The following is a 13,816-nucleotide window of genomic DNA, read 5'->3' on the forward strand; positions in this document are numbered from 1 at the left end:
TCCGAAGCCATGATCCACATCGCCTCGATCGACAACCTCGCCAAGCGCATAACGGACGAAACCACACCATCCTGGCGAGGGACCTACTAGGGCATAAAGGGCAATCCGCCTACATCAAACGCCCTCTGAGAGCTAGTTAGTGGCCATTGTGACAATGGGCGTCAGCGATAGCACGGTCACTCTGACTTTCATCGGCCTCAGGTCCACCGCAGGGAAAGCCCTCCCCCAAGCAACGCGAAGAAGCGGGGCCCGGCCGTTCGCATGTCGGCCGGGCCCCGCTTCGCGTGATGGTGAGACGGCGGGCTACTCCACCGTCACGCTCTTCGCCAGGTTCCGCGGCTTGTCGACGTCGCGGCCGAGGGCGACGGCGGCGTGGTAGGCGAGGAGTTGGAGGGGGATGTTGAGGAGGAGCGGGTCGAGTTCGGGCTCGCTCTTGGGGACGAGGATGCAGTGGTCGGCGAGCTTGTCCTCGGGGCGGCGGTGGGCGACGGCGATAACGCGGCCGGAGCGGGCCTTGATCTCCCCCAGCGTGGTGAGGTTCTTGTCGAGCAGCTCGTCGTCCGGGACGAGGGCCACGGTCGGCAGTTCGGGGCTGATCAGCGCGAGCGGGCCGTGCTTCAACTCGCTTGCGGGGTAGGCCTCGGCGTGGACGTAGGAGATCTCCTTGAGCTTCTGCGCGCCTTCCCGGGCGACGGGGTAGCCGCGGACCCGGCCGATGAACATCATGCCGGCCGACCCGGCGTACTCGGCGGCGAGTTCGGCGATGGCGTCGCTCTGCTTCAGAACGTCGCGGATCTGGTCCGGCAGCGCCTTGAGCGCGGACACGATCCGGCTGCCGTCGGCCGGCGACAGGTCGTGGATGCGCCCGAAGTGCAGGGCGAGCAGCGCGAAGGCGACGACGGTGGAGGTAAAGGCCTTCGTCGAGGCGACCGAGATCTCCGGGCCGGCGTGCAGGTAGATGCCACCGTCGACCTCGCGGGCGATGGCGCTGCCCACGGTGTTGACGACGCCGAGCACCCGGCCGCCCTTGCGCTTGATCTCCTGAACGGCGGCGAGGGTGTCGTACGTCTCGCCGGACTGGCTGACCGCGACATACAGGGTGTCGGCCTCGATGACCGGGTTGCGGTAGCGGAACTCGGAGGCGGGCTCGCTGTGCGCGGGGATGCGGGAGAGCTCCTCGATCAGCTGGGCGCCCATCTCGCCGGCGTAGTAGGCCGAGCCGCAGCCAAGGATCTTGACCCGGCGGATCTCGCGCAGTTCGCGGGCGTCGAGGTTGAGGCCGCCGAGGTGGGCGGTGGCGAAGCGCTCGTCGAGGCGGCCGCTGAGGGTGCGCTCGACGGAGCCGGGCTGCTCGTGGATCTCCTTGAGCAGGAAGTGCTCGAAGCCGCCGGTGTCGTAGGAGTCGATCTCCCAGTCGACGGTGGACGGCTGGCGGTGGGTGGTGCGGGCGTCCTCGGTGAAGGTGCGGAAGCCGTCGGCGCGGACGGTGGCGAGTTCGCCGTCCTCCAGGTGGACGACCTGGCGGGTGTAACGGACCAGGGCGGAGACGTCGGAGGCGACGAACATCTCCTTCTCGCCGATGCCGAGGACGATCGGGCTGCCGTTGCGGGCGGCGACGATGCGGTCGGGTTGCTCGGCGTCGAGGACGGCGATGCCGTAGGTGCCGACCACCTTGCCGAGGGCGGCGCGGACGGCCTCCTCCAGCTCGACGCCCTCGGTGGCATGGGCGGCGATGAGGTGGGAGAGCACCTCAGTGTCGGTCTCGGAGCGGAAGACCGCGCCCTCGGCGGTGAGCCTGGCGCGCAGTTCGTCGGCGTTCTCGATGATGCCGTTGTGGACGACGGCGATCCGCTCGGCGTTGTCGAAGTGCGGGTGGGCGTTCTCGTCGCTCGGGACGCCGTGGGTGGCCCAGCGGGTGTGGCCGATGCCGGTGGTGCCCTTGAAGCGGGCCGGGACGGCGGCGGCCAGGTCGGCGACCCGGCCCTTGACCTTGCGGAGCTTGATGCCGCCGGTGCGCCCGGTGACGGCGACACCGGCCGAGTCGTAGCCGCGGTACTCAAGCCGGGCCAGCCCCTCCAGCAGGAAGGGCGTCGCGTCCTTGGGGCCGATGTAGGCCACGATTCCGCACATGGATGGGCTCCTCTGAGAATAGGAAACGGCTCAGCGAGACAGGAAGAGACAGGAAGAGACAGGAAAGAGCTCAGCCGTACACGATCCGGCGCAGCTGGCGCGTCGAGAGCTCCGGCGCCGCGACGCGGCGGGCGGGCAGTTCCTCGGCGAGCCGGGCGAAGATCCGCTCGTTGGTCAGTCCGCGTGCCTGGAGCTCACCGTGGCGGCGCCGGACGTACTCCTCGGTGGTCTCGGAGAAGTAGGCCAGGACCTCCGCCACGACTCGCGCCGCCTCCCGGGGCCCCAGCGGGCTGGTCCGGGTGAGGTGGGCGAGGAGGTCTTCGTGAGGGTGGGGTGAGCTGGGCACGGCTCAGGAGCCTAGGCCGCCGCCGACGAGGAAGCCAAAGATCTTGCCCGAAATCGGGCAGACATTAAGACTTTCAGCTCAAGCAACCAATCGGAACACTGTCCTTCACCTTCCCGACACACCCTTGTAGGCGCACCCGCTCCACACGTAGCGTGACTTTCTCCATACGTAAGCGGAAGACCGGAGGCTTGCTGATGTGCGGCATCACCGGATGGGTCGCCTTCGACCGCGACCTCACCGCCGAACGGACCGCCCGGAGCGTCCTCGACGCGATGACGGCCACCCAGCTCTGCCGCGGCCCGGACGCCGGCGGGGTCCACCTGGAGCGGCACGCCGCACTGGGCCATCGCCGACTCGCGGTGATCGACATCGAGGGCGGCGTCCAGCCGATGACGGTCGAGCACGACGGCCGGCTGCTGGCCGCCCTCACCTACAGCGGCGAGGTCTACAACTACCGCGAGCTGCGCGCGGAGCTGGAGGCGGCCGGCCACCGCTTCCGCACCCGCAGCGACACCGAGGTCGTGCTGCACGCCTACCTGGAGTGGGGCGAGCGCCTGGCCGAGCGGCTCAACGGCATGTTCGCGTTCGCGATCTGGGACGCCCGCCGCGAGGAGCTGCTGCTGGTCCGCGACCGGATGGGCGTCAAGCCGCTGCACTACCACCCCACCCCGGACGGCGTGGTGTTCGGCTCCGAGGTCAAGGCCGTGCTCGCACACCCCTCTGTCCGTCCAGTGGTGACCCTGGACGGGCTCCGCGAACTGCTCGCCTTCACCCGGACCCCGGGCCTCACGCCCTACCAGGGCATCGTCGAGGTCCGCCCAGGCCACGTCGTGCGGATCCGCCGCGAGGGCATCTCGATGCGCCGCTACTGGTCGCTGGAGGCGCGCGAGCACACCCACAACCTGGACACCACGGTCGCGACCGTCCGAGCCCTGCTGGACGACATCGTGCACCGCCAGCTCGACGCCGACGTGCCACTCTGCTCCCTCCTCTCCGGCGGCCTCGACTCCAGCGCCATCACTGCGCTCGCCGCCCGGGTGCTGCGCGACGCCGGCTCCGGCCCGGTGCGTTCCTTCTCCGTCGACTTCGCCGGCCAGAGCGAGAACTTCCACGCCGACGCGATCCGCCCGACCCCGGACGGCCCGTACGCCCGTCTGCTCGCCCAGCACGTCGGCGCCGACCACCACGTGATCGAGCTGGACGCCGCCGAGCTCACCGACCTCGCCCAGCGCACGAACGTCCTGCGCGCCCGGGACCTCCCTGGCGGCTTCGCCGACATGGACGTCTCGCTGCTGCTGCTCTTCCGGGGCGTGCGCCGCCAGTCGACCGTCGCGCTGTCCGGCGAGTCCGCGGACGAGCTGTTCGGCGGTTACCGCTGGTTCCACGACCCGGCGGCGATCGCCGCCGACAACTTCCCCTGGGTCTCCTCCCTCTCCGGCGGCCTCGCCGGCGAGGGTGCCGGCCCGCGCGAGCAGCTGCTCGACACCGACCTGCTCCGCAAGCTCGACCTGGACGGCTACCGGCGGGCCCGCTACCGCGAGGCGCTCACCGAGGTCCCGCACCTGCCGGACGCCAGTCCGGTGGAGCGGCGGATGCGCGAGATCTCGTACCTCAACCTGACCCGCTTCGTCTGCATCCTCCTCGACCGCAAGGACCGGATGAGCATGGCGAACGGGCTGGAGGTGCGGGTGCCGTTCTGCGACCACCGGCTGGTCCAGTACGTCTTCAACACGCCGTGGGCGATGAAGACCTTCGACGGCCGGGAGAAGAGCCTGCTGCGCGCCGCCGTCCGGGACGTGCTGCCGGCCGAGATCGCCGACCGGGTGAAGAGCCCGTACCCCGTCACCGCCGACCCGCACTACCCGGCGCTGCTCCGCGACGAGCTGGCCGACCTCGCCGCCGACGGCAAGTCCCCGGTGCTCGGCCTGCTCGACCGGCGGCAGCTGGCCGACGCGCTCGCGCCCGGCACCGACCCGCAGTCCGTCCGCCTCGGCGTCGACCTCGCCCTGGACCTGGCCACCTGGCTGACGGAGTACCAGGTGACGCTGGAGCTCTGACTGTTGTCCCTGGAGCTCTGACCCCCTGTCCCTGAAGCTCCGACCTCTTTCCTTCGGAGCTGTGACCTCCTGCCCCCTGGAACTCCGACCCCTCGTCCCCGGACGGCGCAGCGGCCCCCGGACCTGCCGCCGCTGCCCCGTCCGGGTGATCATCGGGAACCATCCCGCCGAGACCGGGCGTCGGACCTTGCGATAGCGTCGCCGAAGCCTCCCGAATGGCGGACGAAAACGCGGACTGCCGCCCCAGCGCCCGCCAGGATGGGAGCGAACCGTCCACACTCGATCCGCCGGGGGATCCCGTCATGCAACCGCGAGTATTCGCGATTCTCACCGCCATGCTGCTGGGCGTCCTGGGCCTCGGATCGGTGGCCGTCACCGACTGGTCGCCCGCGACGGCCAGCGCGGCGGAGGCCACGGCCACCGCCGGCGGCTCCGGCGCCGGCACCGTCCCGGCGGACGGTAGCCCGGCCGCCGCGAGTGCCACCGCGACCGGCGACCCGGCGGTGTGGACCCGCTCCACGCTGCGCAACAAGCTGATGGCCGAGATGGACGCCACCGACCCCGGCGTCGCCCTGGCCGACCTGGACAGGATCACCAAGGAGAAGCCGTACACCGTGCGCTTCTGCCACCCGATCGCGCACGAGCTCGGCCACGCCGCCGTCAAGCGGTTCAACGCCGACTTCCAGAAGGTCATCTCCTTCCCGCACGAGACCTGCGCGGCCGGCTATCTGCACGGCGCCGTCGAGGAGATGCTGAACGCCTCCACCCAGCCCGAGGTGGACCTGCTCAAGCTCTGCGCACCCAAGAACACCGGCCCGTGCATCCACGGCGTCGGACACGGCACCATGTTCGTCGCCAAGCAGGACGTGCCCAAGGCGCGCGACCTGTGCAACAAGTTCCCCACCGACCAGAACAAGATCCGCTGCTCCGAGGGCCTGTTCATGCAGCTGTTCGGGCCGGACGAGGAGGACGAGCAGGCGAAGGCGAACCTGCCCGCCGACAAGCTCGCCCAGGACCCGCTCTACCCGTGCAAGGACCAGCCGTCCCTGTTCCAGTCCGCGTGCTTCTTCTACGCGCCGACCTTCTACCTCTCCTCGCACGACTACCCGAACCACCCCGAGGTGTACGCCGAGGCGCTCAAGTGGTGCCTCAACGGCAAGGCCAGTGGCGGGGCCGTGGACTGCAGCCGCGGCGTCGGCTCGCGGACGATGAAGTACAACCTGGACCGCGAGGACTGGGCCGCCCAGCAGTGCGCGACGGCCGCCGACGGCTGGCAGCGCAAGGCGTGCACGGAGGGCCTGGTCAGCTACTACACGGTCAACTACACGGACGGCGGGGCGGCCGGCCGGCTCTGCGCCAAGATCACCAACAAGGAGATGCAGGGCTACTGCCGCTCCGCGAGCGGGCTCTCGGGCTCGCTCGACTGAGCCCCATCTCACGTGGAGGGCCCGCGCCGCACGGCGCGGGCTCTTTCCGTACCATCGCCTGATCAGGGTGCGCCGAGGACGCCGCGCCTCCACCGGAAGCCCTGGAGCCAGCCGCATGACCGCCGACGACTTCCGCGCCGCCGCGCACGCCGCCGCCGACCTCGTCTCCGACTACCTCGACGAGCTGCCCGCCCGGCCCGTCTGGCAGCCGATGGACGACACCGCCCGCGCGGCCCTCCTCGACGCGCCGCTCCCCGCCGACGGCCGCCCGCTCGCCGAACTCGTCGCAGCCATCGGACGGGACGTCCTCCCCCACCCCATGGGCAACGGCAACCCGCGCTTCTTCGGCTGGGTCAACTCCGCCCCCGCCCCCGCCGGCGTCCTCGCCACCCTCGCCGCGTCCGCGATGAACCCCAGCTCGGCCGGCGGCGACCACGCCGACGTCCACCTGGAGCGCGCCGTCGTCCGCTGGATCGCCGAACTCGTCGGCTTCCCGCACCCGGCCGGCGGTGGCCTGCTCGCCTCCGGCACCTCCATGGCCACCATCGTCTGCCTCGCCGCCGCCCGGAACCGCGCCGCCCGCCGCGCCGGGTGGGACGTCCGCGAGGACGGCCTCGCGGGCCTGCCGCCGCTGGTCGGCTACGTCACCGGCGAGACCCACTCCTGCGTCCGCAAGGCCGCCGAACTCCTCGGCCTCGGCAGCAGGCACCTGCGCACCGTCGCCACCGGCCCGGACGGCCGCCTGGACACCGCCGACCTGCGCGCCGCCGTCGAGCGGGACCGCGCCGCCGGGCTGCTGCCGTTCCTCGTCGTCGCCTCGGCCGGCACCGTCGGCACCGGCGCCGTCGACGACTTCGGCCCGATCGCCGACCTCTGCGCGGAGCAGCGCCTGTGGCTGCACGTCGACGGCGCGTACGGCGCCTTCGGCGTCCTCGACCCCGCCATCGCCCATCGCTACGAAGGCCTGGACCGCGCCGACTCGCTCGCCCTCGACCCGCACAAGTGGCTCGGCGTGCCGGTCGACTGCGGCTGTGCGCTGGTCCGCGACACCGAGGAGCTGCGCGGCACCTTCAGCCTCGTCCCGTCCTACCTCCGTGACGAGGCGGCGGGCGCGCTCGGCTGGTTCTCGGAGTACGGCACCGAGCAGACCCGCCCGTTCCGCGCGCTCAAGGTGTGGGCCACCATCGCCCACCGGGGCCGCGCGGGCATCGCGCGCGACATCGCCCGCTGCACCGCGCTCGCCCGCCACCTCGGCGAGCTGGTCACCGCCGACGGGCAGCTGGAGCTGCTGGCCGAGGTGCAGACCTCGATCGTCGCCTTCCGGTACCGGCCCGCCGGGCTGGACGAGGCCGCCCTCGACGCGCTCAATCGGGAGCTGCCGGTCGCGGTGCAGCGGCGCGGGAGGATCTTCGTCACCGGCGCCCGGCTGGACGGCACGGAGATGCTGCGCGCCTGCCTGCTGAACGCCGACACCACCGAGGCCGACCTGGAACTCCTGCTCGCCGAGGTGAAGGCGGCAGCCGCAGCACTGCGCTGAGGCCGGAACCACGCTGAGGGCGGAACTGCGCCGACCAGGACCGTAACCCGAGCCCGGAGACATTAACCGGCAGGTCACGGGAGGTTCGTGGTCGGGAAACACCTCATGGGGACAGTGGTGTCATGGAGCACACGGAGCACCAGACGACCGCCGTACGTCCCTCCGAGCAGCCGACGCCCACGCCCTCCCGTGCCCAGCGGCGCGGCGCCGGTACCCATCGCTGGCGCCGCGACACCGTCGAACTCGCCGCCGTCTTCCTGTCGGTCACCGCGGCCGACCTCGTCGCCAAGATCGTCGTGCACGGCCCCGACGGCCCGGTGGTCCTCGCCGCCTCCGCCGTCGCGCTGCTCGCCACGGCCCTGTTCCACACCTGGTGGTCGCACCGCCACCACCTGCACGGCCCGCCGGCCCCGGCGCCCCTCCCCGACGTCGGCCCGACCGCCCTGTGGCGGGTCCGCGCCACCTCCCAGGACTCCCCCGCCGGCCTGGCCCGCGTCTGCACCGCCTTCGCCGAGCAGCAGGTCGCCATCGTCTCGATGCAGTCCCACCCGCTCCCTCATGGGGCCGTCGACGAGTTCTTCCTCCGCGCCCCGGACACCCTCACCCCCGCCGACCTCGCCACCCTCGTGACCACCGGCGGCCACGACCTGCTCGACACCCCGACCCGCGTCGCCTGAGGGCTGTCGGAGCCGCGGGGTTCGATCTCCGGGCCCCCTGTCCGAGAGCCAGGAGCAGAGCCGCCCGGTCAGGGCAGCACGTCGTACGTGTAGATCGCGGAGACGTCCAGGACGGAACGCGGGGTCGCGGAGGCGCCGAGCGGGGAGGCGATCGGGTCGTCGATCCGCTCGCCCTTGTAGGTGCCCGCCGGGGCGGTCATGTCCGGGGCGTAGATCCGGCCGTAGCGGTTCAGCCAGCCCTCCCAGATCCGGTCCACGTTGCAGTGGTGCAGGTAGAACACCGGGTCGTTGGGGGAGGTCGAGGGCCCCATGTCGCCGCCGATCCACACGTGGACCTGGTTGTGCAGGTGGACGGGCCTGGCCGGGTCCTTCGGGATCCAGCCTTCGAGCCGGTCGCGGAAGCCCTCCGAGGAGGCGTCGAAAGCGAGGGTGTCGTACCGGTCGACCGGGTTGCCGCCGGCCGGCGGGGTGAACGCCAGGGCGTCCTTCACCTCCGCGCCGGTCGGCAGGGTCAGCCAGCCGAACGGCGGCGGCTGGGCGAAGGCACGGCGCAGGCCGCGGCTGGTCTGCCTGAGCGTCATGCCGCCAGGGCCGGCGGCCTCGATGCGGACCGTGAAGGTGGCGGGGTCGGCCGCGTGGAAGGCGAACGGGCCGTCGGACACCGGGTCGCCGTCGCCGCCCAGATAGGCGGGCGTGAAGATCTGGGCGTTGGTCGGCGAGCCGAGGTCGCCGTCGGCCGACCAGTCCCAGTACGGCAGGGCGAAGCCGGGCTTGTTGAGCACCCGTTGGAGGTTCTGCTCCAGGAATCCGAGCATCACCCGGTGCCACGGCAGGAAGATCGGCCCGCGGTGGGCGGCGTTGCGCACCTGCGGGTTTCCGCCGGGCGGGATCGGGGTCATCATGGTCCGGCCGTGCCAGACCACGAACAGGTCGTAGGTCCGGACGGGAGCCGCCGGGCCGGGGATCCCGAGCTGCGTGGTGGTGTACGGGCTGTTCCCCTGCTTGAGCAGGCCGACGCCACGGACGTAGTCGTCGCGCGCGACCGCGTCGGTGAGGATGTTCCTGCGGACGACGGGCATCTCAGCCGCCTCCCCCGAAGTAGTCGGGGTAGTTGTGGATCAGCACCCGGACGGCGTCCACCGCCGAGACGAACTGGTACGCGGGCAGGCCGTGGCAGGACAGCATGCCGCTGTCGTCCACGTCCAGCCCGGCCATCAGCGGCTTTCCGTCGACCGTGATCTCGTAGGTCGTGGTGATGCTGATCCGGTGCCCCTGGTACTCCGCCGTGCGGACGGATTTCATCGGGCCGTGGTCGTGGCCCATCGGCGGGTGCGGTAGGGCGGCCAGATAGCCCCCGAAGGCGCCCGGCTCGGCAGCGGCCTTCAGTTTCGTCGGGTCGATGGTCGGGTTGCTGGTCGGGTCCATGTCGGCTCCCCTGCCGGTGGTGGCTCCGGCCCGGCCGGAGCCCGGACACCTCCACCATCCCGCCGGAGCCGCCTGCCCGCAGCTCGGGCGGACGCGGCCACGAACGACGGACCCCACCAAGAAGTGATCTTTTGGTCGACCGGTCGACCGGTCGACCTGACGCCCGGACAGGCCGACGGCCTGGTTGCGCGCATCCGTGGACCGCGTGACGCTGGAAAGAGAAGTCACGTCAAAGGAACCACAATGCCTCTCTTCACGGGTTCCTATACGGACCCGCTTGACTCGTCCACCAACTCGGCGATGCAGGCCGCCCTGAACACCACGCAGGCGTCGCTGTCAGCAGCCGGTGCTCCGAACGTCGACAACCTGGCTGTCATCGTTGTGGCGCTCACCGGGTTCGAGGGAGCAACCAATCACCCTTGGGCGGCGCTCCGGGAACAGGACGAGTGCTACTCGGCCAGCTTGATCAAGATTGCGGCAATGTACACAGCCTTCGACCTCCGGGCCAGTGCCGATCAGTTGGCGACCGACAAAGGGTTGACCACATGGCCTCAGATCGAGGCCGAACTGAAAGCCACCTTCGATCCGGACATCGCTGCGCACACGCCTTCGCTGATCAGCGGATCGACGGCGCTGGGCCCGGCTGACAAGACCAGGAAGCCGAACTATTCGGCTGTTCTCCAACTCGGCAGCGGTCCGGACTTCCTCGTCGACTTCACCCCGGCACAAACGAGCGCCTTCGAGGACATGATGGTGCAACAGCACTCTCCCGGGGCCACCACGACCATTCACGGGCTGGGATACCCGTACCTCGACGGCAAGATCGCCGACGACGGCTTCTTCGACAGCACCTCCTCACAAGGGCTGTGGCTGGCAGGTGACTACGCAGGCGTGTGGCCGGCCGTGCGCATTCCGTGCGTCAACGATGTGGACACCGCTCAGGGCACCACAGCACGGCAGCTCGCAGGACTGTTGACGCTACTGGCGGACGACAAGCTCGTCGGGCAGAAGAGCAGCCAAGGCATGAAGGGCCTCATGGCGCGGGCCGGGAAACTCTTCCCACAGACCACTCCACCGATCTGGCCCCCCGGCGGACAGTTCCTCGCCACCCACGGCAAAGTCGGCATCGGCCCGTTGAAGTCCGGCCAAACCGTGATCTCCGAGGGCCTCCTCGTCAGTGACACCGTACGCAACAAGAGGTTTGTCGTCGTGTACCAGAACGTCATCCAGGACGGTTTGACGCAGCGACAGGTGCTCGTGCCGGTGGCAACGCTGATAGAAGCAACCATGAACGCCTTTTGACACCGGTCGGCTCGACCACATCATGACCGTGGCGTCCACCTTGTGGTCCGCCCCGCCCGGGGCCGGTGCGGGGGCCGGGTGTCGGCGATCGGACGCTGCTGACCGCCGACACCCGGCGCGCCTTCACTCCGAGTTACGTCCGCCGTCGCTGGGCTGCACGACGCACACGGCGCTCCCGAGCGCGGCACCGAACCCGCCGAGCAGGGATCCGACCACGTTCCTGCACGCAGCCGCCTCCTCCGGGGTCTTGGGCCCGTCGGAGGCGGCGGCCGGCTGGGCGAGCGCCAGCGGTGCGGCGAGCATCAGTGCACAACACGCGGTGGCCAGTGCGGACTTCTTCACGAACTTCTTCACGAACACGGGAGTTCCTTCGGACGAGGTGGGATCGGCGGAGAGCCGAGCCATCCCTATCCGAAGGGGCCCAGGCGTTCACGGATTCTGCGCCATCCGTGAGCGTGTCCGGAAGCGTCTCCGTGAGCGTGTCCGGAAGCGTCTCCGTGAGCGTGTCCGGAAGCGTCTCCGTGAGCGTGTCCGGACGAGCGGTCGTACCCGTCCCGCCGGATCCGCTCCAGCGCCCGGATCGCCGCGACCAGTTCGACCACGCCGTGCTCCTTCAGCACGCCGTAGTGGTCCCCGGCGAGGTCGACGACGGCCGGCGGGACGGCGGAGTAGCCGGAGCTGCCCTCGATGAACGAGCAGTCGTCGCCGGAGGCCTTGAAGATGGTCACCGGCGCGTCCAGCCGCCGTTCCGCCAGCTCGCGGAAGCTGTACTCGAACTCGTAGGTCCCGCCGACGATCCGGGTGATCCGGCGGATCAACTCCTCGTCCAGCGCGGGCATCAGCCGGTGGATCGAGGCGACGAGGTCGTCCTCGTCGGCCGTCTCGACGAGGCAGCGCTCCAGCTCGGGTCGCGTACAGCGCGCCGGGCGAGGCGTAGGCGTACTTGGGCAGCAGCCGCTCGTCGCTGTGGAACTGGCCGAACCACCGCAGGATGCGGCCGAGTTCGGGGAAGCTCAGCAGCTCCACGTCGCGGCCGAAGGCCCCCGCCGGGCTCGGGGCGAGCAGCGCGGTGAGGTCGTCCCGGGTGACCGGCCCGCCCTCGTAGAAGCGGTAGGTCTTGCGGGCGAAGGTCTCCCGGCGCTGGGCCTCGGTCTCACGGCGGCCGGGCAGTTCGACCCGCTCGCGGCCCATCAGCCGGCCGAGATCGCGAAGGCCCGGGTCGGAGAGCTGGGCCTTGACCTGGAGCCGGCTGGCCTTGGACTGGTGGTGGCCGCCGTGGTTGCCCTGGTCCATCAACGCCGCCTCGCGCGGGTTCAGCTCCCGCAGGTGCTCCTGGGTGACGACGATCCGGGTGCCGTTGTCCTCGATCATGTAGCGCAGCCGGTCCTCCGGGTACTCGGGCGACAGCGGCAGGTAGCCGGCCCCGGCGTACAGGACGCCCCAGGCCCCGGCCGCCAGCTCCACCGACGGCTCGACGAACAGGCCGACGCAGGCATCCGCCCCGGCGCCCAGCCCGCGCAGCCGCGCGGCCAGCCGGCGGGCGTCCTCGCGCAGTTCCAGGAAAGTGAGGTCCCGCCCCTCGCCGACCACGGCCACGGACGCCGGCCGGGTGCACACCTGCCGGTCGAGGAACCCGGTCAGCGCGGTGCCGACGGGAGCCCGGCGGGCGCGCGGCAGAACGGTGGAAACGACAGCGGGGACGGACGGGGTGATTCGCATGGGAACGCCTTCGGTACGTGGACTGACAAGCCCCCGGCGTCCTGCTCACCAGGACCGCCGGGCATGTCCTGCACGGTCGGCCGCACGCCGTCCCAACCGCATGGGGCACCGATCTGGACCTGTGCCGGGCCCCTGGACCTGCGCCGGGGCCCGTCCCGGGGGCGGACGAACTGCAGGCAGGGCCGGACACCTGAACCGTCCCGGGCATTCGTGCGTTCACGATCACGTAACCGAGCCGAAGCGCAGTGTCGGTAGCGTCGCCGCCATGACGGCATCGCACACGCGCCCCGAGCGGCTCTGGAATCGGTCTTTCCGCAGGTCGGACCGGAGGTGCGCGGTACCCGACGGGCAGGCGGGGCGGGTGGCGGCGGTCGCCGCCGGGCCGTTCGGCGTCGGGCGGGTGCACCCGGCGGCGGCCCGCCCGCGGGCGGAGGCGACGGCGGAGGCGGCCCCGGAGGTCCCGCTCCGGATGGCCCTGCCGGACGGGACGGCGCTGACCGTGCGCCCTGCCGGGCTCGCGGACAAGGCCGAGGCGCGGGCGATGCACCGGCGCTGCTCGCCCGCCTCGCTGCGGCTGCGCTACCACGGGCCGGTCCGCGACACCGACCGCTATCTGGACCATCTGCTGGACGGCCGCCACGGCCGCAGCCTCGCCGTCACGGGCCCCGACGGGCGGATCGTCGCCCTCGGGCACCTGATGTGGGACGACGGGGAGGCCGAGCTGGCCGTGCTGGTCGAGGACGCCTGGCAGCGGCGCGGGCTCGGGCGGGCCCTGCTGCAGCGGCTGGCGGCGATGGCCCGGGCGGCCGGGATCGGGGCGGTGTACGCGGTGACGCACGCCTCCAACACGGGGCTGATCGCCGCCATGCGCCGGCTGGGCGTGCCGCTGGAGTTCCGCCCCGAGGACGGCACCCTCGTGATCACCGCCACCCTCGCCGCCGCCGAGCCCGCGGGCGCCCCAGCAGGCTCCCACCCGGGCCGCTGATCATTTCTTCACCACATTCTCACCGGGAACCTCCGACCCCGCCGACGGCGTCCCCGGCGGTGAACGGTCCGTCCGTACACCGCCCTCCATGACGGCCTGTCAGGGGGCCTGCGGCAGGCATTCGTGGCGCGTCGCAGCAGGCGGCGTGGGGTCCGGATCGTCGAGCCGGGCGACGGAGTCGGTAGGCTGGCCCCGTCCCCGCCGCCCGACG

At 71.3% G+C, this 13,816-nt stretch carries 11 protein-coding genes and 3 pseudogenes; 7 read left to right on the top strand and 7 right to left on the bottom strand.

Going from position 1 to position 13,816, the window contains the following annotated elements:
- Positions 1-90, top strand: a pseudogene (locus KV557_RS35525) (IS5/IS1182 family transposase); the annotation flags it as partial.
- Between the two features lie 213 nt (positions 91-303).
- Here KV557_RS35525 and glmS read toward each other — a convergent pair.
- Complete coding sequence (glmS, locus tag KV557_RS35530; RefSeq protein ID WP_218205722.1) at positions 304-2,130, bottom strand: glutamine--fructose-6-phosphate transaminase (isomerizing); 1,827 nt, start codon at positions 2,128-2,130, stop codon at positions 304-306.
- A gap of 70 nt (positions 2,131-2,200) precedes the next feature.
- The gene (locus tag KV557_RS35535; protein ID WP_218205723.1) at positions 2,201-2,476 is read right to left on the bottom strand and encodes a hypothetical protein; all 276 of its coding nucleotides are present in this window, start codon (positions 2,474-2,476) and stop codon (positions 2,201-2,203) included.
- 194 nt (positions 2,477-2,670) lie between these two features.
- Between KV557_RS35535 and asnB the strand changes: the two genes are divergently transcribed.
- From asnB to KV557_RS35555, 4 genes are all read left to right on the top strand, one after another.
- Positions 2,671-4,533 carry an asparagine synthase (glutamine-hydrolyzing) gene (asnB, locus tag KV557_RS35540; protein ID WP_218205724.1) on the top strand — a complete coding sequence of 621 codons (1,863 nt, stop codon included), beginning with the start codon at positions 2,671-2,673 and terminating at the stop codon, positions 4,531-4,533.
- A gap of 302 nt (positions 4,534-4,835) precedes the next feature.
- On the top strand, positions 4,836-5,960 hold the full coding sequence (locus tag KV557_RS35545) for a hypothetical protein (protein WP_218205725.1): 1,125 nt from the start codon (positions 4,836-4,838) through the stop codon (positions 5,958-5,960).
- A 115-nt stretch (positions 5,961-6,075) separates the two neighbouring features.
- Complete coding sequence (locus KV557_RS35550) at positions 6,076-7,497, top strand: pyridoxal phosphate-dependent decarboxylase family protein (protein WP_218205726.1); 1,422 nt, start codon at positions 6,076-6,078, stop codon at positions 7,495-7,497.
- Positions 7,498-7,619: 122 nt separating this feature from the next.
- Positions 7,620-8,174: a hypothetical protein gene (locus KV557_RS35555; protein WP_218205727.1), complete on the top strand. Its 555-nt coding sequence runs from the start codon at positions 7,620-7,622 to the stop codon at positions 8,172-8,174.
- A 68-nt stretch (positions 8,175-8,242) separates the two neighbouring features.
- On the opposite strand, the gene KV557_RS35560 is transcribed toward KV557_RS35555, so the two are convergent.
- Positions 8,243-9,253 (bottom strand): tyrosinase family protein, encoded by a 1,011-nt coding sequence (locus KV557_RS35560; protein ID WP_218205728.1) that lies wholly within the window; start codon positions 9,251-9,253, stop codon positions 8,243-8,245.
- A gap of 1 nt (position 9,254) precedes the next feature.
- Complete coding sequence (locus KV557_RS35565; RefSeq protein ID WP_218205729.1) at positions 9,255-9,599, bottom strand: hypothetical protein; 345 nt, start codon at positions 9,597-9,599, stop codon at positions 9,255-9,257.
- A gap of 243 nt (positions 9,600-9,842) precedes the next feature.
- Here KV557_RS35565 and KV557_RS35570 point away from each other — a divergent pair, with 243 nt between their 5' ends.
- On the top strand, positions 9,843-10,901 hold the full coding sequence (locus KV557_RS35570) for a hypothetical protein (RefSeq protein WP_218205730.1): 1,059 nt from the start codon (positions 9,843-9,845) through the stop codon (positions 10,899-10,901).
- 123 nt (positions 10,902-11,024) lie between these two features.
- On the opposite strand, the gene KV557_RS35575 is transcribed toward KV557_RS35570, so the two are convergent.
- From KV557_RS35575 to KV557_RS45045, 3 genes and pseudogenes are all read right to left on the bottom strand, one after another.
- A complete protein-coding gene (locus KV557_RS35575; protein WP_218205731.1) occupies positions 11,025-11,255 on the bottom strand; it encodes a hypothetical protein in 231 nt (76 codons plus the stop codon).
- A 549-nt stretch (positions 11,256-11,804) separates the two neighbouring features.
- Positions 11,805-12,221, bottom strand: a pseudogene (locus tag KV557_RS45040) (amino acid adenylation domain-containing protein); the annotation flags it as partial.
- A gap of 51 nt (positions 12,222-12,272) precedes the next feature.
- Positions 12,273-12,620: pseudogene (locus KV557_RS45045) on the bottom strand (AMP-binding protein); the annotation flags it as partial.
- A gap of 265 nt (positions 12,621-12,885) precedes the next feature.
- On the opposite strand from KV557_RS45045, the gene KV557_RS43490 reads away from it, so the two are divergent.
- The gene (locus KV557_RS43490; RefSeq protein WP_374106714.1) at positions 12,886-13,605 is read left to right on the top strand and encodes a GNAT family N-acetyltransferase; all 720 of its coding nucleotides are present in this window, start codon (positions 12,886-12,888) and stop codon (positions 13,603-13,605) included.
- Positions 13,606-13,816 lie beyond the last annotated feature (211 nt).

It is taken from the genome of Kitasatospora aureofaciens (genome assembly GCF_019192735.1).
Classification (GTDB): domain Bacteria; phylum Actinomycetota; class Actinomycetes; order Streptomycetales; family Streptomycetaceae; genus Kitasatospora; species Kitasatospora aureofaciens_A.

What these genes read in the sequence shown, in the direction of transcription:
- glmS (WP_218205722.1), bottom strand. Translation starts at nt 2,130, where the DNA reads ATGTGCGGAATCGTGGCCTACATCGGCCCCAAGGACGCGACGCCCTTC.
- asnB (WP_218205724.1), top strand. Translation starts at nt 2,671, where the DNA reads ATGTGCGGCATCACCGGATGGGTCGCCTTCGACCGCGACCTCACCGCC.
- KV557_RS35545 (WP_218205725.1), top strand. Translation starts at nt 4,836, where the DNA reads ATGCAACCGCGAGTATTCGCGATTCTCACCGCCATGCTGCTGGGCGTC.
- KV557_RS35550 (WP_218205726.1), top strand. Translation starts at nt 6,076, where the DNA reads ATGACCGCCGACGACTTCCGCGCCGCCGCGCACGCCGCCGCCGACCTC.
- KV557_RS35555 (WP_218205727.1), top strand. Translation starts at nt 7,620, where the DNA reads ATGGAGCACACGGAGCACCAGACGACCGCCGTACGTCCCTCCGAGCAG.
- KV557_RS35560 (WP_218205728.1), bottom strand. Translation starts at nt 9,253, where the DNA reads ATGCCCGTCGTCCGCAGGAACATCCTCACCGACGCGGTCGCGCGCGAC.
- KV557_RS35565 (WP_218205729.1), bottom strand. Translation starts at nt 9,599, where the DNA reads ATGGACCCGACCAGCAACCCGACCATCGACCCGACGAAACTGAAGGCC.
- KV557_RS35570 (WP_218205730.1), top strand. Translation starts at nt 9,843, where the DNA reads ATGCCTCTCTTCACGGGTTCCTATACGGACCCGCTTGACTCGTCCACC.
- KV557_RS43490 (WP_374106714.1), top strand. Translation starts at nt 12,886, where the DNA reads ATGACGGCATCGCACACGCGCCCCGAGCGGCTCTGGAATCGGTCTTTC.